This is a genomic window from Shewanella sp. 125m-1 (assembly GCF_052977065.1).
Map to the genome: position 1 here is coordinate 1 of NZ_JBRILT010000030.1, position 25,471 is coordinate 25,471.

At 44.5% G+C, this 25,471-nt stretch carries 21 protein-coding genes; 7 read left to right on the forward strand and 14 right to left on the reverse strand.

Annotated features, from left to right (window positions below):
* Positions 1-96: 96 nt before the first annotated feature.
* From ACVBIK_RS13450 to ACVBIK_RS13475, 6 genes are all read right to left on the reverse strand, one after another.
* Entirely contained in the window at positions 97-558 is a 462-nt protein-coding gene (locus ACVBIK_RS13450; protein ID WP_447162518.1) for a MarR family winged helix-turn-helix transcriptional regulator, read from the reverse strand.
* Positions 524-1,549, reverse strand: a complete 1,026-nt coding sequence (locus tag ACVBIK_RS13455; protein WP_447162517.1) for a DUF2955 domain-containing protein — start codon at positions 1,547-1,549, stop codon at positions 524-526. The genes ACVBIK_RS13450 and ACVBIK_RS13455 overlap by 35 nt, the downstream gene beginning before the upstream one ends.
* A 23-nt stretch (positions 1,550-1,572) precedes the next feature.
* A complete protein-coding gene (locus ACVBIK_RS13460) occupies positions 1,573-2,622 on the reverse strand; it encodes an HlyD family secretion protein (RefSeq protein WP_447162516.1) in 1,050 nt (349 codons plus the stop codon).
* 464 nt (positions 2,623-3,086) lie between these two features.
* Entirely contained in the window at positions 3,087-3,332 is a 246-nt protein-coding gene (locus tag ACVBIK_RS13465; RefSeq protein ID WP_220762826.1) for a hypothetical protein, read from the reverse strand.
* Between the two features lie 64 nt (positions 3,333-3,396).
* On the reverse strand, positions 3,397-4,458 hold the full coding sequence (locus ACVBIK_RS13470; protein WP_447162515.1) for an alpha/beta hydrolase family protein: 1,062 nt from the start codon (positions 4,456-4,458) through the stop codon (positions 3,397-3,399).
* Between the two features lie 233 nt (positions 4,459-4,691).
* A complete protein-coding gene (locus tag ACVBIK_RS13475) occupies positions 4,692-5,606 on the reverse strand; it encodes a M14 family metallopeptidase (RefSeq protein ID WP_447162514.1) in 915 nt (304 codons plus the stop codon).
* Between the two features lie 221 nt (positions 5,607-5,827).
* Here ACVBIK_RS13475 and ACVBIK_RS13480 point away from each other — a divergent pair, with 221 nt between their 5' ends.
* Positions 5,828-6,208 (forward strand): STAS/SEC14 domain-containing protein, encoded by a 381-nt coding sequence (locus tag ACVBIK_RS13480; protein WP_447162513.1) that lies wholly within the window; start codon positions 5,828-5,830, stop codon positions 6,206-6,208.
* A gap of 137 nt (positions 6,209-6,345) precedes the next feature.
* On the opposite strand, the gene lolE is transcribed toward ACVBIK_RS13480, so the two are convergent.
* The 3 genes from lolE to ACVBIK_RS13495 form a co-directional block, all read right to left on the reverse strand.
* Positions 6,346-7,599, reverse strand: a complete 1,254-nt coding sequence (lolE, locus tag ACVBIK_RS13485; RefSeq protein WP_447169897.1) for a lipoprotein-releasing ABC transporter permease subunit LolE — start codon at positions 7,597-7,599, stop codon at positions 6,346-6,348.
* Positions 7,596-8,294, reverse strand: coding sequence for a lipoprotein-releasing ABC transporter ATP-binding protein LolD (gene lolD / locus ACVBIK_RS13490; RefSeq protein WP_447162629.1), 699 nt, complete (start codon positions 8,292-8,294; stop codon positions 7,596-7,598). The genes lolE and lolD overlap by 4 nt, the downstream gene beginning before the upstream one ends.
* Positions 8,295-8,357: 63 nt before the next feature.
* Positions 8,358-9,581: a lipoprotein-releasing ABC transporter permease subunit gene (locus ACVBIK_RS13495; protein ID WP_447162628.1), complete on the reverse strand. Its 1,224-nt coding sequence runs from the start codon at positions 9,579-9,581 to the stop codon at positions 8,358-8,360.
* A 238-nt stretch (positions 9,582-9,819) separates the two neighbouring features.
* Between ACVBIK_RS13495 and ACVBIK_RS13500 the strand changes: the two genes are divergently transcribed.
* The 3 genes from ACVBIK_RS13500 (at position 9,820) to ACVBIK_RS13510 (ending at position 15,004) form a co-directional block, all read left to right on the forward strand.
* Positions 9,820-10,428, forward strand: coding sequence for a hypothetical protein (locus ACVBIK_RS13500; RefSeq protein ID WP_447162627.1), 609 nt, complete (start codon positions 9,820-9,822; stop codon positions 10,426-10,428).
* A gap of 89 nt (positions 10,429-10,517) precedes the next feature.
* Complete coding sequence (mfd, locus tag ACVBIK_RS13505; protein ID WP_447169898.1) at positions 10,518-13,991, forward strand: transcription-repair coupling factor; 3,474 nt, start codon at positions 10,518-10,520, stop codon at positions 13,989-13,991.
* A gap of 2 nt (positions 13,992-13,993) precedes the next feature.
* On the forward strand, positions 13,994-15,004 hold the full coding sequence (locus ACVBIK_RS13510) for a peptidoglycan binding protein CsiV (protein WP_447169899.1): 1,011 nt from the start codon (positions 13,994-13,996) through the stop codon (positions 15,002-15,004).
* Here the strand turns inward: ACVBIK_RS13510 and ACVBIK_RS13515 are convergent.
* The 3 genes from ACVBIK_RS13515 to nagZ form a co-directional block, all read right to left on the reverse strand.
* Positions 15,001-15,276 carry an acylphosphatase gene (locus tag ACVBIK_RS13515; protein WP_447162624.1) on the reverse strand — a complete coding sequence of 92 codons (276 nt, stop codon included), beginning with the start codon at positions 15,274-15,276 and terminating at the stop codon, positions 15,001-15,003. The two genes, ACVBIK_RS13510 and ACVBIK_RS13515, sit on opposite strands and share 4 nt — an antisense overlap.
* Positions 15,277-15,468: 192 nt before the next feature.
* On the reverse strand, positions 15,469-16,011 hold the full coding sequence (gene ycfP / locus ACVBIK_RS13520; RefSeq protein WP_447169900.1) for an alpha/beta hydrolase YcfP: 543 nt from the start codon (positions 16,009-16,011) through the stop codon (positions 15,469-15,471).
* A 73-nt stretch (positions 16,012-16,084) separates the two neighbouring features.
* Complete coding sequence (gene nagZ / locus ACVBIK_RS13525; protein WP_447169901.1) at positions 16,085-17,092, reverse strand: beta-N-acetylhexosaminidase; 1,008 nt, start codon at positions 17,090-17,092, stop codon at positions 16,085-16,087.
* 393 nt (positions 17,093-17,485) lie between these two features.
* Between nagZ and ACVBIK_RS13530 the strand changes: the two genes are divergently transcribed.
* Positions 17,486-18,862 (forward strand): L-serine ammonia-lyase, encoded by a 1,377-nt coding sequence (locus ACVBIK_RS13530; RefSeq protein ID WP_447162621.1) that lies wholly within the window; start codon positions 17,486-17,488, stop codon positions 18,860-18,862.
* 92 nt (positions 18,863-18,954) lie between these two features.
* On the opposite strand, the gene cysB is transcribed toward ACVBIK_RS13530, so the two are convergent.
* Positions 18,955-19,929 (reverse strand): HTH-type transcriptional regulator CysB, encoded by a 975-nt coding sequence (gene cysB / locus ACVBIK_RS13535; protein WP_447162620.1) that lies wholly within the window; start codon positions 19,927-19,929, stop codon positions 18,955-18,957.
* 225 nt (positions 19,930-20,154) lie between these two features.
* Between cysB and ACVBIK_RS13540 the strand changes: the two genes are divergently transcribed.
* Entirely contained in the window at positions 20,155-20,931 is a 777-nt protein-coding gene (locus ACVBIK_RS13540; protein WP_447162619.1) for a hypothetical protein, read from the forward strand.
* A gap of 133 nt (positions 20,932-21,064) precedes the next feature.
* Here the strand turns inward: ACVBIK_RS13540 and topA are convergent, their stop codons facing one another.
* Complete coding sequence (gene topA, locus ACVBIK_RS13545) at positions 21,065-23,770, reverse strand: type I DNA topoisomerase (RefSeq protein ID WP_447169902.1); 2,706 nt, start codon at positions 23,768-23,770, stop codon at positions 21,065-21,067.
* 334 nt (positions 23,771-24,104) lie between these two features.
* Between topA and astB the strand changes: the two genes are divergently transcribed.
* Positions 24,105-25,442, forward strand: coding sequence for an N-succinylarginine dihydrolase (gene astB, locus ACVBIK_RS13550; RefSeq protein ID WP_447162076.1), 1,338 nt, complete (start codon positions 24,105-24,107; stop codon positions 25,440-25,442).
* The last annotated feature ends 29 nt before the right edge of the window (positions 25,443-25,471 follow it).

Genomic DNA, 25,471 nt, shown 5'->3' on the forward strand with positions numbered 1-25,471 from the left:
GGTTCTAGGTTCTAGGTTCTAGGTTCTAGGTTCTAGGTTCTAGGTTCTAGGTTCTAGGTTCTAGGTTCTAGGTTCTACAAAGTTTTAACCCATTAGTTAGTCATTTGCCAAAAAAACATCATCTTTTACCAGCTTACGGCAAAGCACTAATATCGTTTCTCTCTCCTGAGCAGTTAATGGCGCGTAAAACTGTTCAATAATTCCTGACAATATAGCGCTAGCCTGCTCTTTTACCTGTATGCCTTTATCTGTAATCGCTAAATATTTCGCTTTTTTATTTGTTTCATTTTTATAGCTGCTGATTAATTCGCGCTTAATGCAGTTATCAACTAGTCGCTTAGTCGCCGAGCGTTCACGCAGTAGGCTTTCAGCTAACCCTTGCTGCGGCATCTCGCCAGCATGGGCTAACACTTTAAGCGCACCTAACATTTCAAGACTAATGCCAAGCTTTGCCGTCAACGCTTGGTTAGCCAAGGTTCTAAATTGTTTATAAGCTAGTCCCATCATAAATGACGTACTAGCTTCAAGCTCCGGCACCATTTTGCTCGTCTGTGACATTGTGTTCTCTTCTGTTAGATAGCTGAAATAATAGGAATAATATACCTAATGTTAGCGCCAGTTCCCACGCTCTAAGTAAAATACTCTCCAACCCCATACTAGCGGTACCAATATAAAGTTGGATTGGTAGGACTGTCGCTAAAAGCGCATCGCCATGAAAGTCTCGTAACGCTTTTTTGGCTGTGACCATCTGGGTCGCAATCAAAAAAATAGCCGCGCCAACAATAAGCGTATAGTAACTGATAACCGCTTGATGGCCTGCAAGTAAAACGCTCACTATCACAGCAATGGCGCAGCCACCTACTTGAGTGATGAAGCGGCGCCTCACCACCTCTTTATAGGCATTGCGATCAATTTGAGTTGCTGCGGCGATGACTGGCACCATACAAAAGGTTGCCGAAAGCAGATTAATGTTCATCAATACCGCAATACCCGTGCCGATAAGACTCATAGTCACAAGTCTTTGCTGATAGGTGACTTGTTGCGGCTTAAATATCTTAGTCTTAGCGTTTTCCGCTAAGTCTGATACAGGGAAAAACCGAACGACAACCTTTGCGACACAAACAGTAATCAACATCGATAGAAAAATTTCACCAATTCTATCCGGCATGCTCTGACTACTAAATTGTGAAAAAATGACGATAAGAATCCAATTAAAAACCGGCATTATCATTGCGCCACGCTTAATGGGTGTATCTGCTTTTTTTCGCATCCAATCGACAAACAGTAAGCTAATTGTCCACACAATAAAGGGATGAGACTGAAACAGTTCAACAATCACAAGCGCTATAGATGCACTGAGCAGTGTTGGCGCAAAGGTTTTTACAAGATGACTCCAAGAGTAATCTTTTACTTTGGTCATCACGATTGTTGGATACAGCGCAAGGTAGACCGCAGAGTCAAAACGAAACATTTGGCCAACCAACATACAAAGCGTGATCACTAAGGTGATCCTAATGGCTTCATTTCTTTGCATTGCGTTAGAAAACATATTCGAACCTGACTTCAAACCTGTTAATACACATAGTGAAAGTAACTAACTAAGCTCATCCAGATCTTAGCACTAGCATCCACCAGCCAATTACCGTTTATCACCATCACACTGGCTCGAGAGCCTGAAATCAATTGCTTATTTAGATCATTAATAGTAATTCGAGTTCGAATTTTTTGCTGTTCCCTGATCCAGCGATCGCTATTAGTGACCTCGGCTAATTGATTGCTCATGCTCGATTGATCGTAAATGGCGCGATCCTGATTAATAATTTTTCCGTAAAAGATGTTACCAGGCAATGCATCGAACACAATCATCACAGGAGCGTCAGCTTGTATATGCTCAATGCCATTTTCATTGAAGTCTGCACTTAGCCAGCTGTCATGCTCATTTACAACAAACATGGCCGTCGCACCCGCCGCGACATAGCTTCCAGTTTGAAGTTGTAAATTACTTACCGAACCCGCGAGTTGCGCTGTAACCTGTGTATGTTCAAGCTCTAACTGAGCTTGAGCTAACTTTGCTTTGGCAAGTTCAATTGCGGCATTATCTTGTTCAGTGGCAAGCTCAGCTTTAATACGCTTCACATCTGCTTTGGCTGCAGACTCACTGCTCAATGCGACGTTATAGGCTAACTCGGCATCTTCTAGCGCTTGCTGTGTAACCGTGCCCTGCTTTAATAACGATTGATAACGCTTCATCTTACGGGTTGCATTCATTTTCTCTGAGCTGCGCTGGGATATAACCTGCTCAGCCGCAACTAACTCTTGCCCCTTGGCAGAGTTATCCTCTAATGCTTGATTAAGCTCAGCTTGGGCCTGTTTTACCGCAATCAGGTACTGACTTTGAACAATTGCAAATAATGGCTGCCCCTGAGTCACTTGCTGGCCATTCTCAACGTAGACCTGAGTAACCACCCCCGAAACTTCAGCGGCTATTGTCGCCACGTTCTTATGTACAGCAGCCTGTGTGGTGAAAGGGGCGATATTGTCTGTTGTGACCAAAAATAGCGAAAACAGTACGGCTAAGCTCAGTACTGCATAGCTAATATATTGGTATATTTTGTCTTTCATCTTCTCTCCACAAACATCACTTGCTCTAATTCCAGCATCTTTATTCGTTGGCCATAACGGGCTTAGGTGTTAGGTGTTAGGTGTTAGGTGTTAGGTGTTAGGTGTTAGGTGTTAGGTGTTAGGTGTTAGGTGTTAGGTGTTAAGCCTTGCTTCAACAGACTCATGAGTTGAACAGCCAGTTAACTTGCTACTTAAAAATTATTGTTGCACATACAACAACTGTGAATTCTAGACTAATTTTGTTGCATAGGCAACAATGGTCTTGCTAAAGTTTATTTTCTAGGCATTAAAAAACGCAGTCCCCCTGATTTCAGGTAATGGCTGCGTTTTCTTTTTTTAAGCTATGTTATAACTCTGGCTTGACGCCGCGCCTTACTCAAACTATTGATATGACCACATATTAAACACTTCCACCGCGATACAGATGTCTCAATTACTGCTAGCGAGTCTGAAGTCAGTTTAACTTAGCCTGCAAACCTTACTTTTGCGCGGCTAAATGCTCGGTAAAACTCAGAAACACTGCAAATAGCCAGAGCGAAGCTGACCACTAACTCAGGACGCTCAGGCGCAGTACTCAATGCTTGTAATAACGGCTCAGAGCGATAGATAAGATGACCGAGTAATCGACCTGTATTGAAGACACTCGCAATAAAAATGATTGGACAAATGATTAAGCCAAACCAAAACCAGAACTCGTTAAATACTCTCATTGCGCATTCCTTGCTACTTTGTGTTGATGGTTAATGCTCGTATTATGTTAATGCTCATTTTAAATTATAGGTATTGCTGAAACCAAGAGACTACCTCTTGGTACGCTTGCTCTTTATTGCGGGTTAAGCCGTGATCATCCTTATCATAAACAACCAGCTTATGACTCAAGTTATGTTGCTTCAACTTCTCGGCAAATGTAATTGAGTGACTGACATCGACTCGCCTATCATCACTGCCATGTAACAACAGAATGGGGACATTAGTCGGTAACTTATCGACCCACTTAATCACCGATCGCTTGTCAAGTTCAGCGGCTTTATTTTGACGATAGTCTGGAATACGTTTTTTATATACACGCTCCATATCAGGGCGCTGGCTAAGACCAGCTAACAGATCTGTGCTCCCGGCTATCGTCACTACCGCTTTAATATTTTCAAGCTGCTTTAATACTAGATAGTTTTGCATTCCCCCTCGACTCCAGCCAAATAGGCCAATACGCTCTGAGTCTGCACCAGCAATACTCGGAATATAATCAATCAAGTGAGTCACATCTTGTATATCTTTACCGCCAAATTCGTCCTCGACACTTACTCGGTCAACGGCTTTTGAGCCCGATTGAGAAAGGAGCTGAGCGCTATAGGAGCCCCTATATTGGCTGCCAATAATCACAAAGCCTTCTTGCGCGATGGGAAAAAGAGTGTGCATCATAGCGCTGAAGCCTACCCGGCCAAAGTCGCCGTTGCCACCGCGGTTAAAAACCACCACTGGTAAAGGTTTTATTGAGAACTTGGGTTTAATCACAAAGCCATCAACTGGAATGCCATCGACCATATAGGTAAACGTGCTGCAAGCTAATTCGCGCTGAGCATAATTAAATTTATGCCGTGGATATCGAGCTTCGAACGAGCTCATCGCATGACTTATCTGTTCTTGGGTATGGTAGTGCGGTTGGTACCTTTGCTTTACCTCTTTTTTCCACACATCGTAACTGGAGAATGTCCCGCTGAAGCAACCCTGCTGCTGGGTAACCTTGGGGTTTTCAATAAGCACCGATGAATCGCCGTTCAAGGGCGCAAGTACTGAGAGAGATAAAGCAAAAGCTGAGGTAGCTAAAACTATGCTCATTCGCAAATTTCCTTTTGCTGTTTTTTGTCATTATTATCGCAATCAGGTTAACTGAAAGTGACCTTTTACTTCAAATACATTTCTTCAAGCAGATGAAAATACAGGCATAAAAAAGCCTCATCTATATGACGAGGCTATTGTGCTAAAGCCGCATTTTTACTGCAAAATGCTAAACTAGAGCCTTAAACTAGAGTCATAAACCAAAGCCTAGGGTCACAGCTAAGAAGCAAAAGCTACAGGGTTAGCAAGTAATCCAGTCCACCGGTTATCGCAGCGACCTGCGCCACAATGCAGTTTTCATCATCTGATAATGGGCTATCAGGGTAGACTTCTGTTGTGGTGACATATTTTGCATCTGTCACGCCCGCGCATAAACCTAACGCTTTAGTCGCGTAATTAATCACGCCAAACTGAGCCAGAACAACACCAATTAACTTACCGCTGTCATCGGCTGGAGCGATATGAGTCACCTGCTCTACTGCTGTTATCATTGCCGTTTGAAACGCATCTTGTGGATTGATGGTATCGCCTACCAGATAGAATCCGTCTGGAATATTCCAGTTAGTGTGTTCTACCGCGTCACGCGCTGCTAATGCCGGTCTAAATTCACTGTTATCGGTATCGGTGGTTTCGTGTAGGTCAATATGGGCAAATATCTCCACCTCAAGTTCTGCTAACAGCTTAATTAACGCTGCCGACTCTTCTGCAGGGCTATCTGCATAGAACGAGCGATTAGGATCAATAGCTTTCGGGTTCCAGCGGTTAATGGTTTCATAACCCCAAGGGCTAATACACGGTGCCACTAAAATATTGAAATGCTTTGCATAATCAGCCGCTTTCGTTTCAACAAAACGAATCGCACCTTGAACGCCGCTTGTCTCGTAGCCATGCACGCCACCGGTCACTAAAATGGTCGCTTTGTTGTCATCCCAGTTTGGCGATTTAATGGCAAATAGAGGATAACGTGCAGCATCGTATGACAGCGCGCCATACTGCTCGACGTTAAAGCAGTCTTTAAGCGCTAGAATTTTACTCAGCACTTCATCTTGGTATGAGCGTTTAACCGACTGAGCATTAAACCACTGGGCTTTTTCTGCATCGCCCCACTTTTGGCCTTTGACACCAATTGAATATGCTTGCTGATCCATTATTATTCCTTTTGGCTTGGTTTTCGCTCCAAGCTCTTCTATACCTAGTACCCAAATAACACCTGATTTTTATAGCTAAACAGGCGAAATTAAATTGCCCGAAAGCATAAACGTGATATTCATCGATATCAATGCAGTTGTCTGGATTAGTTTTCATGGCGCGAGTGATATCAAATCAACAAATACTGTATGACGCGCATTATCTAACAAGGAGAGTCTATATGAATGCACTAAGACACGGTTTCTCTATCGGCATAGAGAGAGTGAGTGACGAGTTTTACTTAACCCTAAAAGCCAAAGGTAAGCTTACCCATAGCGATTACCTCGCGATTACCCCTGTCATTGATTCCGCCCTATCGGAGGTCAAACAGCCTAAGATTAAAGCCCTGTTTGATGCGACAGAGCTTGAAGGTTGGGAGCTTAGCGCTGCTTGGGATGACTTTAAACTCGGGCTTAAACATGGCAATCAATTTGTTAAAATAGCCCTATACGGCAATAAAGGTTGGCAAGAAACCGCCACCAAACTAGGGCGCTGGTTTGTCGCAGGAGAAATTGAATTCTTTGACAATGAGGATGCTGCGTTGACTTGGTTACATGAATAAGCTTTCTAACACCTTATTGCCCTAGATTGCTTACCTTTTTTGACTCGATAGTTGCCGAGATGGTAAAAGATAAGCCAAAAATAAAAACGCCAGCATCTGCTGGCGTTATTTTTGTCTTATAGAGCTGATAATCAGTATTACCTACCAGCCAAGGCTCTTGCTGGCGGAGTTTGGCTCGCTTTCCATGCGGGATATAAGGTTGCAATAACACTCATTATAAAGGCTAAACAGACAACCGTTACCACATCACCGCTTTTTAGTTCAGAGGGTAAGAAATCAATAAAATACACATCCGCCGATAACAGCTGAACGCCTAATACCGATTCTATCGTACGTGCTATAGCGCTTAAGTTAAGCGAGATCATGACCCCTAATACCCCGCCAATGGCACAGCCCAAAATACCATTAAAGGCGCCTTGTACAATAAAGATCAGCATGATTGATGCTTTTCTCATGCCCATGGTGAGTAAGATGGCAATTTCAGACTGTTTATCTCGCACCGCCATTACTAAGGTCGACACAATATTAAAGCACGCCACCGCAATGACTAATGCAAGCACCAGATACATCACCATACGCACTAGCTGGATATCTTGGTATAAATGGCCTTGAGTACGAGTCCAGTCAGAAATATACACATATTGCTGCTGACTATAACCTAAATCTCTTATCAATCTTGGCGCTGCAAATACGTCATCAACTTTAATACGCACGCCCGAAACACTGTCACCTAAATTCAAGGTCTTGGCGGCATATTGCATCGGGATATAGGCTGTGGTCATATCTAGCTCACCGCCAAGTTCAAAAATGCCCGAAACCACAAAGCGATGACTTTTAGCCGCGCCAATTTTACTTTGTGACTGGCCATTGATATTAGGCATATACAAGCTTAATGACTGACCGACTTTTAAATCTAAACTCTTGGCTAAACCTTTACCTAAAACGATATTATTGCTGTTTTGCTCACTTAGGCTCTGCCAGCTCTTAGCTGACATAAATTGCTGAATATTTGATACTTCCGATTCGGTTTCGATATCAATACCCAGTACTGTTAACCCTTGAAAACCACCGACTTTTTGCACTAAGCCCTGCATACGCACAAACGGCGCGGCGGCAGTGATCCCCGGCACTTTATTGGCATCACTGACAATTGATTGCCACTGATGGATGGGCTCATTGACACCAATTAACTCACCATGTGACACCACGCCTAATAAGCGATGCTCTAACTCTTTTTCAAAGCCGTTCATCGCCGATAAAACCACGATAAGCACGGTTACCCCGAGCGCGACCCCCGCCGTTGAAGCAAACGAGATAAAGTTAATAAACCGATTTGACTGACGCGCTAAATAGAAGCGCCAGCCAACCCACATAGCTAACAGACTTCTCATGCAGTGAATTCCTCGGCTTGCACCAAGCGGCCATCTTTCATATGCAGCTGCCTATCCATTCTTGCCGCGAGGCTTTGATCATGAGTCACCACAACAAATGCAGTGCCCAGCTGCGCAGCAAGTTCAGTGATAAGCTCATATACGGCTTCGCCGCTATTAGCATCGAGATTACCGGTTGGCTCGTCTGCGAGCACTAACTTAGGATCGTTAATCAAGGCTCTGGCAATTGCTACCCGTTGACGCTCACCACCGGACATTTCTGCCGGAGTATGGCTTAACCTATGCCCTAACCCCACCCGCTCGAGCAATGACTTGGCTTTGGCTTCAACCTGTTTACGACGTTGACCTTGAATTAACGCAGGCATAGACACATTTTCAAGCGCAGTAAACTCAGGTAATAGATGATGAAATTGATAAATAAAGCCTAAATTTTCATTTCGTATCTTGGCTTGGCGCTGACTCGATAACTTATACAGGTCCTCTCCAAGCATAGTGACGGTGCCGCTGGTCGGGCTATCAAGCGTCCCCATTATATGTAGCAAGGTACTTTTACCCGAGCCAGAGCTGCCGACAATAGCCAGTTGCTCACCTTTAAATACTTGTAAGTCAACATTATGCAAAACCTCAGTATCGACAGAGCCTTCTTGATAACGCTTGCTGACACCGCTGACTTGTAGCAATAATTCTTGATTCATTGTTAACTCGCTATTGTTACTTATTCTGTTCTTATTCATATCGCCGCTTACTCGTATGTTTGCTTACTCATACCTAAGCGCGGTAGCAGGCTGCACATTAGCTGCTCTAATTGCTGGGTAAACGGTGGCTACCAGTGTTATCACTAATGTACCAACCACAATCCAGGTTAATTGACTCAGCTCTAATTGCACCGGCAAATTTTGCCCGGCTCCCAAGATAGAGATCCCTAAAAGCTGAGTAATCATATTGAGGTTCAAGGTTAACAATACACCAACAGCAACGCCTGATATCAAACCAATAATCGCGTTAAGTGAGCCTTGGATCATAAAGATCCCCATCACGTTCGATGTGGTTAAACCTTGTGTTTTGAGAACCGCAACGTCAGTGGTTTTATCAACCACCATCATCACCAAGGCAGAAACAATATTAAATGCAGCAACGGCGATAATAAGACTGAGCATTAAAGACATCATGTTCTTTTCCATCTTTACCGCCCCGAATAAATGTCCGTAGGTATCTCGCCAATCTGTTGTGGTAACGGGCGTGGCAAATTGGTTAATCACTTGAGGCGCCATTTTTGCGGCGTTAAAGGGATCATCTAAATACAAACGCAGCTCTTTAATTTCACCCGCTTTTTGTCTCATCAAACGCTGCGCGTCATCATGATGAACATAGGCAAGGGTCGCATCGACTTGTGAACCCATTTCAAAAACACCGGCCACAGTAAATTTACGCTGGCTTGGCACGGGGCCCAGTGGCGTATACACCACACCATCGCCGCTCAACACTCGAATTTTATCGCCGGGAGCAACATCGAGCATTCGGGCTAGCTCTGCACCTAGGATGATGCGGTATTTTCCAGATTCTAGTGCGTCAAAATCACCGGAATAAACCTGTTTTGTGGTATTAAGTAAGCTTTTTTCTTGCTCAGGATAGATCCCATAAACCTGCGCGGCGCCTATATTACTCGGCGATTGCACCATGGCTTGAGTTGAAATACTGGGGGTAGCCCCAATCACACCGGGAAGTTCGCTCAGCTTGATGACTTGCTCTGGCCAATCAACAATCGCTGTTTGCGAATGCACAGTTAATTGCGGCACTGCGCCTAAGATCCGCTGTTTAAGTTGACCTTCTAGGCCATTCATGACTGAGCTGACCACAATCAATGCCGCGACACCAAGTAAAATCCCAGAGACAGCAAAGATGGTGATAAATGATGCAAATGCATTGGATTTACGCGCTCGCCAGTAGCGATAACCAATATAAAACGATAATGAAAAATTCATTAAAAAACCCAAATATAATCGACTTAAGCTGAGCTCAATAGCCACGGTAATTAACTGGCTAGCCCCCATTCAAATGGAATAACAGATCCCCAGCGCTTCACAAAAAACCTTAATATTTCCTCAATATCTTTTCAATACTGCTCAAATACTAAGACATTTGCGTGTCTAACCTTGCTAAATCATAAAGATGCGCACGATAATAGGTGTATTAGCCCCCTAAAAACAAGAGGCAAAAGCCTTGTTAACCGACTCTACAGCCTATTTTAGTATTAATCATCCATTTGATGTCTATTTGAGTCCTTGGGATAGTGCTAAACCACTGCCATCACCAGCGCAACTTGGCATGATGCTGCCTACCAGCCTGCAGTTGATTAGCGATGTTAAAGCCCTTGAATCAGATTGCCTTATACAACTGCGCCACCTCGATGATGAAGCAAAAACGGTGGTGGAATTTTTAAAGTTGCAGTCTCGAAAAATTGACATGGTATTGCAACACGTCATGGCCAAAGAGGAATATGAGGGAACTCGCTATACCGGCAGTCATTTCGGTGGTAGTGGCATTACCCTTGTTAGTGCTGCGCCAATTGAACTTGGGCAAATGTTTCAAGTGACATTACACATCAAAGAGGAGCTCGTGGCCCTTCTATGCCTTGCAAAAGTGAAAAGCTGCACCTTGCTTGAAGCTGATCCACAAGTTAATTCTGAAACCGCCTCACAAGCTAGCGCAGCCCAGTATGCCTGCGAACTAACCTTCAGTGTGATCCAAGACAGTGATGTAGAACAACTGGTGAAAGCCAGCTTAAGCATACAGCAGAGGCAACTAAAACTGCGCAAGTTAGCCCGCTAAGACAAACATAATTTTCACTGGCATGAGTTGAGACAAGCCTCTACAATACTTAGCAACTTTACTGCTAATGGACTTGTTTCCTCGCCTTAATGAATGCTTTTTCCGTATTGACTCCACCAGCTGTCAAGAGTGCCAAATTGGCACAAACGCTGTGTACACTTAGCGGCGCAGCCCAAGCGCTAACCATCGCCAATATTGCGAAGCAGCACCAGGGAGTAACCTTGGTTGTGACCGCCGACACGCCTAATGCTATCGGCCTAGAAGCTGAGCTAAGTTACTTACTCAGTGAGCAATCAATACCGATCTGGCTGTTCCCTGACAGAGAAACACTGCCTTACGACAGCTTTTCGCCACATCAAGATCTGGTGTCTCAGCGACTCGAAGCGCTATCTCGGATCCCTCAAGCTCAGCAAAGTGTTGTCATTGTGCCGGTTACCACCTTAATGGTGCGCTTACCGCCGCAATCATTTCTCACTGGCAATGTACTGATGCTAGAAAAAGGCGATAAATATCGTCTTTTAGATGTGCGCGAACAGTTAATAAATACCGGTTACCATGTGGTTGAGCAGGTTTATGAGCATGGTGAATTTGCCGTGCGCGGCTCTATCATCGATATTTTTCCTATGGGCTCGAGCCAGCCTTATCGAATCGAACTGTTTGATGATGAAGTGGAAACTATCCGCAATTTTGACCCAGAGACTCAGCGTTCAAGTAAAGAGATCAATGCGATCCGCTTACTGCCTGCAAAAGAGTTCCCAACCGATGACGCGGCCATTGAAGGCTTTAGACAAAGATATCGCCGCCGCTTTGAAGTCTTAGTCAAAGAGCCGGGTTCGATTTACCAAATGGTCAGCAAGAAAACCATGCCTGCTGGTATTGAAAACTATCTACCGCTGTTTTTTGATGAGACAGCCACTCTTTTTGACTATTTACCGGACAATACCCAATTAGTCACAGTGGGAGACATTGAGTCTGCCACTCAGTCGCACCTTAATGAGGTTGAAGCGCGTTATCAAGATAGACGCGTCGATCCATTAAGACCCTTGTTAGCACCACAAGAGCTGTATCTTCTTACTGAACAGATTTTTTCCTCTTTTAAGGCCCTTCCCCGCTTTGGCCTTAAAAATGAAACTTATACTGGCACAGCTCTTCAAGGTAAAGTCAGCAAGCTACCAGATGTCACCGCCAATCATAAACTCAAGCAACCATTAACTGAGCTTGAAAAATACGTCGCACAGGGCGATCGCCTGTTATTTAGTGCTGAATCAGAAGGCCGCCGTGAAGCCTTGTTAGAGCTGCTCGCTAAGATTGATATCAAGCCAAAGCTATTTAGCCACTTCGATGAGTTTGTTGCCAGCAAGACAAAACTTGGGCTGATTGTTTCACCGCTAGCGCAAGGCTGCATCGTTGAAAAGAAAACAGGCGGTAAATTTAGTTTAATTTGCGAAACAGAACTCTTTGGTCAACGTATATCACAGCGACGCCGTCGTGATAAACAGCGCCAAATAAGCTCTGACGCACTGGTTAAGAACCTCGCCGAGCTCAAAGTAGGACAACCGATTGTTCACTTAGATCATGGTGTAGCGCGCTATCAAGGTCTAGAAACATTAGACACGGGCGGCCTCGTTGCCGAGTACCTAGTGCTTGAATATTCAGGCGGCGATAAACTCTATGTGCCAGTGTCATCCTTGCACCTCATTAGTCGCTACAGTGTAGGCCCCGACGAAGAAGCTTCGCTGAATAAACTCGGTAACGAAACTTGGGCGAAAGCGAAGAAAAAAGCGGTTGAGAAGATTCGTGATGTCGCTGCTGAGCTGCTTGATGTGTATGCCCGCAGGCAAGCACGTCCTGGTGAAGCTTGCCACATCGACCAAGAAGAATATGCTCAGTTTGCTAACAGTTTTCCGTATGAAGAAACCGTTGATCAAGAGACCTCAATTAATGCGGTACTTGAAGATATGCGCTCACCAACAGCGATGGACAGACTCGTTTGCGGTGATGTGGGATTTGGTAAGACTGAAGTGGCTATGCGAGCCGCCTTTGTTGCCGTCAATGATGGCAAACAGGTCGCCATTTTAGTGCCCACGACTCTGCTAGCCCAGCAGCATTATGAGAACTTTAAAGACCGCTTTGCTGATTGGCCTTTCAAAATTGAAGTGATGTCTCGCTTTAAAACGGCAAAAGAGCAAACTCAGGTAATGAAAGATTTGCTCAATGGCAAAGTCGATATCGTTATTGGTACCCACAAATTATTACAATCTGAGGCTAAGTTTGAAAACTTGGGCTTGTTAGTCATTGATGAAGAGCACCGTTTTGGTGTCAGACAAAAAGAGAAGATTAAGGCGTTACGAGCCAATGTCGATATCTTAACCCTAACAGCAACCCCTATTCCGCGAACATTGAATATGGCCATGTCTGGCATGCGCGACTTGTCAATTATCGCCACGCCGCCAGCCAAACGACTCGCAGTAAAAACCTTTGTCAGAGAATATGATGAAGCCACCATTCGCGAGGCATTGCTGCGTGAGATCTTAAGAGGTGGCCAAGTTTACTTCTTGCATAACAGTGTTGAAACCATTGAAAAACGCGCAGCTGAAATCAGTGAACTCTTACCTGAAGCGCGAGTCGTTACCGCCCATGGTCAGATGCGAGAGCGTGAACTTGAGCGGGTGATGTCTGATTTTTATCATCAACGCTTTAACGTATTGGTGTGCACCACCATCATTGAAACGGGTATTGATGTGCCCTCTGCCAATACCATTGTCATTGAACGTGCTGACAATTTTGGTTTGGCGCAGCTGCATCAACTTCGCGGCCGTGTAGGACGCTCACATCACCAAGCCTATGCTTATTTGATGACGCCTCATCCAAAACGAATGACAAAAGATGCCCGTAAACGTCTTGAAGCTATTGGCGCATTAGAGGATCTCGGTGCAGGCTTTATGCTTGCAACCCAAGATTTAGAAATTCGCGGTGCGGGTGAGCTGCTTGGTGACGAACAAAGTGGCCATATTTCTAAGATTGGTTTTACCCTCTACATGGAGATGCTAGAGGATGCGGTTAAGTCACTAAAACAAGGTAAAGAGCCCTCACTTAACCAGATGCTGCGTCATCAATGTGAAATTGAGCTGCGTATTCCTGCGCTATTGCCAGAAGATTATGTCGGTGACGTCAACATGCGTTTATCTTTGTATAAACGCATTGCCAACAGTGAAACGGCTAAAGCCCTTGATGAATTAAAAGTCGAGTTAATTGACCGTTTCGGTATGTTACCCGACGCCACTAAAAACTTGATGGAAATGACACTTTATAAGCACTTAGCCACACAGTTAGGCCTAAGAAAAATCGAAATGCATGCTAAAGGTGGTAGTATAGAGTTTGGTGACAATAATAAGGTTGATCCAACCTTTATCATCGGCTTACTGCAAACTCAGCCCCAAGTATATCGAATGGACGGGCCCAATAAGCTAAAATTTACTATGCCTTCTGAAACAGCTAAAGACAGGCTCGCATTACTGAAACTGTTAATTGAGCAGCTGTTTCAACATCGTCTTGGAGAATAATCGTGTTAGGACTATCTAAAAACAAGCTAAGCGTAGCTTTAGCTGTTAGCCTCTTATCCAGCCTACCCGCAAGTGTATTTGCTGCAGAAGAGCGCTGGTTTGAGGTCGAAGTCTATATCTTCGAACGCGATTTACCCAGCGTAGAGCAGTGGCCAACAAAAGCCACTGAAACACGTAGCCGCAAAACAGTCGACTTTATCACGCCGATGGTCAGTACAGACTTAACTGCTGTGAGTATGGGGCTTAATGGCTGTTCGTCGACTGATTGGGCCACCGACAGCGTAAACTGCAATGAACAAATGAGCAGCGCAAACCATAAAGCCTTGGCCGATGTGCCGATGCAGATAGCAGCAGCAAAGCCTGCTGTGGCACATTTAGGTGATGGCGCAGTGCTATTAGCTCAAAGCCAAAGTCAATTTAGCGATATTATGGCGACAATTTCTCGCGAAAAAGGCACCCACAGCCTGTTACACATGACTTGGCAGCAATCAATGCTACCGCGTAATCGCGCCGTACCAGTAAGACTTTACTCTGGACATGACTATTCTGAAGAGTATGAGTTCAGCGGGCAGCCAATTAAAGCATCGGGGGCAGCCTCTGAGTTTGGCAACTTCGACTTTATGGGGTCACAATTTACTGCCGATGCAAACAAACCCGTATGGAAATTTGACGGCACCATTAATATCTATCTACAGCACTATCTGTTTATCGAAACTGATTTTAGATTACGCGAGCCAGGCAGCAAAACCGTTTTAGTGGCTAAAAATGAACTCCGCGCATCGGCTAATGAAATAGAAGCAGGAATAGCAGCAACAACGCCTCAAGAGGTAACAACACCTTACCTTTACTCTATCCCTATGCTACAAAACCGCAGGGTACGCAGTGACGAGGTGCATTACTTTGACCACCCCAAAATGGGCATGATCATTCAGATAAGAAAAATGGAGCAACCTACTGCTAGTGTCGTAGAAACGAGCACAGACACTGCTGCAATGCCTCTATCCACTTTTTAAAGCTGAATAATTGAAAAGTCGAGGTAGATCTCATCTGCCTCATCCTCTTCGACAATAACCTCAGAGACTCGTGACATGGGTGCCCCTATGTGGCACCAGCTAATCAGTTTGTCGACGGCAGGGTAGCCACCTTGGGCTAAGATCTGCACCGAACCATCACTAAGGTTACTCACGTATCCAGTCACGCCAAGCGCGTTGGCCTGCACCAGTGTACTTTGTCGATAGGAAACCCCTTGCACCTTTCCCTTCACGTTAATCATGACACGCTTCATAGTCTATTCCTTAGATGGGCGTTAAAATCTTTGTACTGAACTCTTTATACTGATTGGGTTAATCAAGGATTTAACTTATCAATAAGATAACCCAAAGCCCTGCATTGGGCAAAAAATACCCATAAAAAACCACTTATAGCAAGCTTGCTATAAGTGGTTTTATTGGACTTCGATCCTAACCCTAAAACTAGCCTAAAGTAGGCCTTTAAACTCTTTAATTCGGTTTAGCTGTCCAGCCAGTGATACGAATTTATGCCGCTGCTCTTCATCCCACGCAATAGCGTAATAATCCTTTAGCGTCGACTCGACTTGTGAATTGTCGTTAACCTCATCTTGCCTTGCTAAAATACACAGTGACTTACCCGCGTTTAAACCGCGAAAATCCTTCACACACTTATTAGCGATATCGCTGTACTCTTCAGGCCTATCAATATTGCCGACCATGTTCTCTTGAGGCATTAGGTTTGGATTAATGAGTACCGACTTAACCCCATTTAGAAAACCAATCCGCTCAGCCCAATATCCGCCTAAACCAACACCAATAATTAACGGTGACTCATCATCAGACGATGCGATTTGTTTACTCACTTCATTCAGTAAATGCTGCATATCGTTTTTGGGATGCTGGGTGCTATAACTGACTAAACGTACATCATCGTCAATAAATTGCAGTTGACGCATCTTGTCATGATTACCTGGGCTTGTAGCATCAAACCCATGAAGATAAAGGATCATTGTATCCCCCAAAATAATTTATTCATCATTAATGTTAGCCAACCTATCAAGCAATGGTTACCTTTGTGTTGCGCTAAATCAAACTTTTAGCAATAGACTTAGCGTGCTCCCAGCGCTCATGATCTTCAAGCGCTTTAGCGACTTGTTTAGCGTTAGGTTTTAATAAATTAGCACTTAACCCCTTATCATCACTCGGCCACTGAACACCTTTAAGTACCTCTGTCGCGCCATCGCTATCGTTACAGACTAAAATCATGTTGCAGCCCGCATCAATTGCAGCCTGTGCCCTTGCCGTGTATCCGCCTGCGACTGCGGCGCCCTTCATCCCGAGATCATCAGAGAAAATCACCCCGTTGAAGGTTAACTGCTGGCGCAAGACACCTTGTAACCAAAATGAAGAGAAGCCCGCAGGCTGGCTATCCACTTTAGAATAAATAACATGCGCTGGCATAATGCCTTGTAATCGATTCTTTCCGATTAACGCCTTAAATGGCTGCATGTCATTAGCAAAAATCTCATCTTTGGTGCGCTCATCAACTGGCTTAGCAATATGAGAGTCGGCTTCGACGCTGCCATGGCCAGGAAAATGTTTTCCTACCGCGCACATACCCGCTTGCTCCATACCATCAATAAAGGCCCCCGCAAGTTCGACCACCTCAGCCTTATTAGGGCTAAAGCTTCGAGTGCCGATCACTTGGCTCACCCCGTTCAAATCCAGTACCGGTGCAAAGCTCAAATCGATATCAACGGCTAACAATTCAATGGCCATGAGATAACCTAGCTCCGTAGCCCACGCTTTAGCTTGTGCCATATCGCCTTTGGCCGCGGGTAAAATATCCCCCATTGCAGGTAGAACAGTAAAACCTTCACGAAAACGCTGCACTCGCCCGCCCTCATGATCGACAGCGATAACAATGTCAGGGCGTACAGCTCGAATTGATTGAATAAGCGTAACTAACTGGGCACGGTCGACATAATTACGACTAAATAGAATCAATCCACCTATCATAGGATGCGCTAATTGTGCTAATTCAGCAGCACTTAGCTCTGTGGACTCGATATCTAACATCAAATAACTCATATAACCCTCTAAATTTTAATCCCGATGACGCTAAAGCTTAAGTAGGTCTGTAATAGCCCTAGCCTTAAGCACATAACAAAATTCCCAATAAATGACTGTTAAACAACAATTATTAATAAAAGTGACAGACTAAAAAATGAAAATATTGTTAACAATGTACAATTAGTTTATCTAATGTTTAAAAATTGCATACAAAAAAACTAATGGTAGAGAAAAAGCTAAAGTATGGGATACTTTTTCGCACCAATGAATTCAAGCAACTAAGATTAACATCAAGCATCGTTTCTACACGCTGAATAAATGAAATATATCAAGAATAGAGTCATTCCTCCATTCAGTTCTATCTTAGCGAATTGGTAATTATTATAACGACTAGAGCAATAAAGGTTTAGCATGATTAGTGTATTCGACATGTTCAAAATCGGCATCGGGCCGTCAAGTTCTCATACTGTGGGCCCAATGAAAGCCGGCAATATATTTATCGAACAACTGCAAACATTAGGGTTACTCGACAGCGTTGATGAGTTACGTTCTGAGCTGTTCGGCTCTTTAGGTCAAACGGGTAAGGGTCACGGTACCGGTAAAGCAGTGATTTTAGGCCTTATGGGTGAAGCCCCTGATACGGTCGATACCGACCGAATCGATGCCATCTTAGAGCAAGTCAGTGACAATGAACACTTACTCCTTGCCTCAGGTCGTAATGTCATTTTTACACGTGCAAACGGCATAACTTATCATAGACGCAAGAGCCTCCCCGCTCACGCCAATGCTATGACTTTATATGCATATAAAGAAGGCAAATGTATTTATGAGCGTACTTACTACTCTGTAGGCGGCGGTTTTATTCTCGATGAAGATGAAATTAAAGCCCAAGATGCATCACCTGCCGCGCCTATCAAAGCAGCCCCATTTGACTTTAACTCTGCGCAGCAATTATTAGCCCTTTGCACCGAAAATGGCTTTAGCATTTCATCACTCATGATGGCCAATGAACTGAGCATTGCCGATGCTGACGATATTCATGAGCAATTATGGCAAATTTGGGAAACCATGAAGACCTGTGTCGAGCGTGGCTACCATAAAGAAGGCATACTGCCTGGAGGGCTAAAGCTGAGACGCCGTGCACCTTCACTTTACCGTCGTTTAAAAGCGGAAGGGAAAAACTGTGTTGACCCACTCACAGCGATGGATTGGGTAGACCTATTTGCACTTTCTGTTAACGAGCAAAATGCCGCTGGCGATCGTGTTGTCACCGCTCCCACCAATGGCGCAGCGGGGATCATTCCGGCTGTACTCTGTTATTACGACATGTTTGTGCAAGAAGTTGACAGAGATGTTTGTTCACGCTACCTACTTACTGCCGCAGCGATTGGTATTCTGTATAAGAAGAATGCGTCGATCTCTGGCGCTGAAGTCGGCTGTCAGGGTGAGGTTGGCGTAGCTTGCTCAATGGCTGCAGCTGCACTGACAGAAATCATGGGCGGCACTGTAGAACATGTTGAGAACGCCGCTGAAATAGGTATGGAGCATAACCTAGGGCTAACCTGCGATCCCGTTGGCGGCCTTGTACAAGTACCTTGTATTGAGCGTAATGCCATGGGTGCAGTTAAAGCGATTAACGCCTCTCGCATGGCGATGCGCGGCGACGGTAACCATAAGGTATCACTCGATAAAGTGATTAAGACCATGATGGATACCGGTAAAGATATGCGCAGCAAATACAAAGAAACTGCTAAAGGCGGTCTAGCGGTTAATATTGTAGAGTGTTAATCACGGCTTTTTGTATGGCTTAATCGCTGTGCGTCTAAAAACAAAAAACCTCGCTTTAAGCGAGGTTTTTTTATTGGTTAGCGAACGTATTATTAGCGAACTGGAAGCTCAATATCTTTGAACATCGCTTCTATCTGCTGCGCATCTCTTAACGCTACCGCTTGTTCTACAACGGTTCGAGTCAAATGCGGCGCAAAATGCTCGATAAAATCATACATATAAGTACGTAAGAAATTACCTTTTCTAAAGCCAATCTTTGTCGTGCTATGGGCAAACAGATGACTTGCATCGATGGCGACAAGATCTTTATCCATATGCTCATCAATTGCCATTGAAGCAATCACGCCGACACCAAGACCCAGTCTGACGTAGGTTTTAAGTACATCGGCACTCGTGGCACTAAATACAACTCTAGGTTCAAGTCCGGCGCGGTTAAACGATTTTTCGATTTCAGATGCGCGGTCAAACCCAAACACGTAGGTGACCAGCGGAAAACGCGCAAGATCTTCAATGCTAATATTGCTTCTGGACGCCAGAGGGTGATCACGCTTCACCACAATAGAGCGATTCCAGTGATAGCAAGGCAGCATGATTAAATCACTGTACAGATGCATAGCTTCTGTCGCGATAGCGAAATCAGCGTCGCCTCTAGCGGCCAACTCGCTTATCTGTGACGGCGTACCTTGATGCATATGCAAATTAACTTTTGGATAGCGGTCAATAAAACCTTGAATGATATGCGGCAGCGCATAACGCGCTTGCGTATCTGTAGTGGCAATATTCAGCTCACCTTGATCTGGCTTAGTGTACTCTTCTGCCACTTTCTTGATGCTTTCAACCTTGCCAAGAATATCATTAGCAATGTTTATCACCTGTAGTCCCGCAGGAGTCACATGAGTGAGGTGTTTGCCGCTACGGCCAAAAATCTGGATCCCAAGCTCATCTTCAAGCATTCGTACCTGTTTACTTATACCGGGCTGAGATGTGTACAGATTTTCCGCTGTAGCAGAAACATTGAGATTGTGATTTACGACCTCTGCAATATATCTAAGTTGCTGCAACTTCATCTTTTATCCTTCCAATGGGCAGGCTCAGTACCTGTCTAGTAAATAAGTAATGACGCATTTACTATAATTATTGGTTATAGTACAACGCAATAATTAAATCAAATGGAATATACCATAATTGTCGATCTCTGCGAAGGACTTATATAGAAACCATGATGAAGATTACTACCCTAGAATGTTGATTTATAGTAGCATTAACCGAATTGTAAATTTATTGGTTTCAGTATGATATTTGCTTCAGTCTTGGTTTTGCTCGGCGCTCTATTACTTCTAGTAATAGGTATTAGCATCATTCAGCAACAAAAAGCCCGTGTTGAAGCTGAAAGGCGCATAGAGCTTGCTCGTCAACGTGCAGTGATAGATGAAACTGAAGAAGTTTTATCTAATACAGGCCTTATCCCCTGCTCTTCAGGTATTCTCTTAGTCCTTTATCGAAGAGTCGAAGACGCCTTGTCTACTGCGCTTCCCCTTGCCGCAAACCAAAGTAACGATTATGAGCGTCGTCTTATCGATGTTCGTACTCAGGTACAGGCGCTGCAAACCAGCCCAAAAACCGCCCCAGCTATTGAGCTATTTCGCTTACCTGATAATGATAGGCAAATACTCACTCTGGTACAGACTCTAAAGAAGATGAAAGCGATTCTTCGAGCCGAACACAGCAAGGGAAAAGTTGAGCCTAGCGTTTTCAGCCAAGAAGAGATCCGAATCGATAGCTTGCAACTACGCATTAACGTCGACTCCATGCTTGGAAGAGGCCGTGCAGCTTGTTTTATGAAGCAATATGGTTCAGCTAAGCAAATGGTGACAAAGGCACTCGCTACCTTGCATACGATCAAGGCACAAACTCCCAATGACCCGTTTATTGCCCGTAAAGTTGAAGAAGCTAAAGCCATGCTTGAGGAGATCACTGGCGCTCAGAAAATCGCTCACCCGGTAGCCAGTAAAGCCAAAGGTGATGACGATGATATTGATGTGTTGTTCCAACCGAAGAAGAAGTGGTAAAGCTAAGCATTTTTGAATGGGATGATAGCGGCCGTTAACTGATGGCAACAGCATCATTAACCTGTAAGCATATAATCTATAAATACAAAAAAGCCCCGATAATACGGGGCTTTTTTACGGCTTATAAAACAAATTACTCAGCTTTTTTCGCCTTAGCTTTTGGTTTAGCTTTGGCCTTAGCTTTTGGTTTAGCTTTGGCCTTAGGCTTAGGCTTAGCTTTTGCCTCTGTAACCCACTTGCCATCAACAAACTTAGATGACCAGCCTGTAGCCTTACCATCAACATCTGTTGCGACATACTGCTCTTTGGTCTTACGACTAAAGCGCACTGATGCTAAGTTACCGTCATCATCTGCCACAGGCGCATCGGCTAGATACTGATACTTAGGCCATAGTAGCTCACGATACTTAATCAGCTCTTCCACTAACGGACCACGTGTCTCTCGTGATTTAGGGAAGGTACTCGCAGCCAGGAAAATACCTGCTGCACCGTCTCTCAATACAAAGTATGCATCCGACTTAGTACATTTAAGCTCTGGTAAGTGAATAGGATCTTCTTTAGGCGGCGCCGCTTCGCCGCTCTTGAGCAGTTTACGGGTATTCTTACACTCAGAATTAGTACAACCAAAGTACTTACCAAAACGACCGTTTTTAAGCTCCATATCGTTGCCACAGCGATCGCACTCGATAATCGGACCTTCGTAACCTTTGATCTTAAACTGACCCGCTTCGACTTCGTAACCTTCACACGTAGGGTTGTTACCACACACATGTAGCTTACGCTTTTCATCGATTAAGTAGCTATCCATGGCTGTACCACAAATACCACAACGATGTTTAGCACGCAGCGCTTCCGTTTCAGCATCTTCACCACCTTCACTTATCGCTTCTTCGCCTGGCGTTAAGTTCAAGGTCGTCTTACAACGCTCTTTTGGTGGTAATGCGTAACCTGAACAGCCTAAGAACACGCCCGTTGTACCGGTACGAATGCCCATAGGACGACCACAAGTCGGACACTTAATGTCGTCAGTGATCACCATTTCGTTCGGGCGCATACCGCCCTCTTCTGGTGGCAATTCAGCAAGCTCTAGCTGTTTAGTGAAGTCTTTATAAAAACCATCAAGGACTTTTTTCCACTCAAGCTTACCTTGAGCGACATCATCTAATGTTTGCTCCATGCTTGCAGTGAAATCATAGCTCATCAGATCTTCAAAGCTACCGACTAAACTGTCACTAACAATTTCACCCATCTTCTCAGCGTAGAAACGACGGTTTTCAACTTTCACATAACCACGGTCTTGAATGGTTGAAATAATCGTTGCGTAGGTTGATGGACGACCAATACCGCGCTTTTCTAACTCTTTAACAAGAGAAGCTTCACTGAAACGTGCTGCTGGTTTAGTGAAGTGCTGCTTAGGCAGTAACTCTTTAAGCTTAACAGCATCGCCTTCTGCCACGTATGGCAAGGTGTTATCTTCTTCGTTTTTCTTTTTGACAGCAGTTTGAACACGAGTCCAACCATCAAAACGCAAAGTACGACCCGTCGCTTTTAGCTCATATTCACCGGCTTTAACGGTCAAACGAGTGGCATCGTATTTTGCAGGAGTCATCTGACAAGACACAAACTGACGCCAAATAAGCTCGTAAAGGCGCTGAGCGTCTCGCTCCATGTCAGACAAAGATGCCGCGCTAACTTTTACATTTGAAGGACGAATCGCTTCGTGAGCCTCTTGAGCGCCTTCTTTGCTACCATAACGAATTGGAGATTCTGGCAGATACTTATCGCCATATTCTTTACCAATCATGTCGCGCACATTCTCTAACGCTTCTTGGCTTAAATTTGTAGAGTCGGTACGCATATAAGTAATATGGCCCGCTTCATACAAACGTTGAGCCATCATCATGGTCTTCTTAACGCCATAACCTAAACGCGTACTCGCAGCTTGTTGTAACGTTGAAGTAATATATGGCGCAGACGGCTTACTTGATGTAGCTCTATCTTCACGAGCTGCCACCACAAAGCTTGACTGAGACAGCTGACTAACCGCAGTTTGTGCTTGGGTTTCATTCACTGGGCTAAATGCTTTACCTTGGAACTTGACTACCTGCATTTTCAACAAGTCGTCCGTCAAAGTATTTAGCTCAGCATGCACGTCCCAAAACTCTTCTGGCACAAATGCTTTAATTTCGCTTTCACGCTCAACCACTAGGCGAACAGCCACAGACTGTACACGGCCAGCAGATAAACCACGTGCCACTTTTTTCCACAATAGTGGTGATGCCATAAAACCAACAACACGGTCTAAGAATCGACGTGCTTGCTGTGCATTGACCATATTGGTATCAAGCACTGATGGTTGGCTAAATGCATCTTGAATCGCTGACTTGGTAATTTCGTTAAATACCACGCGTTGATAGCGAGACTCATCACCACCGATTACTTGCTGTAGATGCCAAGCAATTGCCTCTCCCTCTCTATCCAAATCGGTTGCGAGATAGATGTGGTCAGCAGACGCTGCCAGAGTTTGAAGTTCCTTAACGACTTTTTCTTTGCCGGGTAAGGTTTGATAATTGGCTTTCCAGCCTTTTTCCGGGTCTACCCCCATGCGCGCAACTAATGCTTGCTTCGCTTTTAAGCTCTTATACTCAGCCTTCTCCTCTGGAGACATCTTCTTAACTTCAGCTGCTGTCTTACTGACAACTTTAGCGTCTGAACTCGATGATGTAGGCAGATCACGGATGTGACCTACACTCGACTTAACGATGAAATCTTTGCCTAGATATTTATTAATAGTCTTGGCTTTGGCCGGTGATTCGACGATTACTAGCGATTTACCCATAGATTACTTTGCGCCAACGAGTCTCAAAAATCGGAAATTTGGCTCCATATATAGAGGGTTGTGTACAGAGTTTCAAGCTAATCCCTCTTTTATTTGTACTGGAGTATCAATTTTTAACCGTTTTTGAAATAAATGTGAAAAAAATTAGTGCGTATTTAAAAACTAATATTTCATTATTAGTCATCAAGCAAGTATTAGTTGTGCATTTCGATTCAAATTCAGTATTTTTGTCAATTATCGTTCGCTTGTGTGGTACTCACGCTTCAGTATACTGACCACAATAATTACAACTCAGAAAAGATATTACAACCTGAGATACCCTTAAGGATAAAGAATGAAGCATTTTGAAGCGAATTTCGACGGACTCGTTGGGCCAACGCATAATTACGCTGGTTTATCATTTGGTAACGTCGCCTCATTAAATAACGCCGCTGCAACCTCAAGCCCAAAAGATGCCGCGAAGCAAGGGCTCAAAAAAGCAAAGGCCCTCGCTGATCTCGGTTTAGTTCAAGGAATGCTTGCACCTCAAGAACGCCCAGACCTACACACGCTTCGTAGAATCGGTTTTACAGGCACAGATGCAGCGATCCTCTCTAAAGCGGCAAAAGACGCCCCAGCGCTACTACGAGCTTGCTGCAGTGCATCAAGTATGTGGACCGCTAATGCCGCCACAGTCTCTCCAAGCGCAGACACACACGACGGTAAACTCCATTTCACCCCTGCGAACCTTGTCGACAAGCTTCACCGCAGCATTGAACCCATTACAACGGGCAATATACTCCAAGCTACGTTTAACGATAGCCGTTATTTCAAACATCACCAACATCTGCCAGAACATGCCAGCTTTGGTGATGAAGGGGCTGCTAACCATACTCGTCTTTGCCATGAGTACGGACATGCTGGTGTAGAGTTATTTGTTTATGGTCAAGAAGCCACGAACCCATCAGCACCTAGGCCACAAAAATTCCCCGCTCGTCAAACACTAGAAGCGTCGCAAGCTGTCGCCCGCCTACACCAATTAGATGATGATGGCACAGTTTATATTCAGCAAAACCCGGATGTGATTGACCAAGGTGTATTTCACAACGATGTGATTGCCGTCGGCAACCAAAACGTGTTGTTCTACCATGAGCAGGCGTTTTTAAATACTCAGCAAAAGCTCACTGAGATTAAGCGCAAATTTGGTGACTCTGCGCTGCACTTTGTTGAAGTACCAACCTCAAAGGTTGCTATTCAAGATGCCGTAAAGAGTTATCTGTTCAATACCCAAGTCGTTACCTTACCTTCAGGTGAAATGGCAATTATTGCGCCAACTAACTGTCAAGAGAACCCAGCGGTTTTCGCTTACCTTAACGAACTTGTCACTCTTGATACGCCGATTAAGCAAGTGCTTTACTTTGACGTTAAGCAGAGCATGCAAAATGGCGGTGGCCCAGCCTGTTTACGCCTTCGTGTTGCCATGAATCAAGACGAAGTTGCCGCAGTAAACCAGCACACCTTGATGAACGATGGATTATTCACACGCTTAAATCAGTGGGTTGATAAGCATTATCGTGACCGCTTACTCGTTGAAGACTTAGCCGATCCGCAGCTTATCATTGAGTCCCGCACAGCCCTTGATGAGCTAACCCAAATCATGAAGCTAGGCAGTGTGTACCAGTTCCAGAGGTAAATAATGACTAGATGATTTTGCTCCATAAA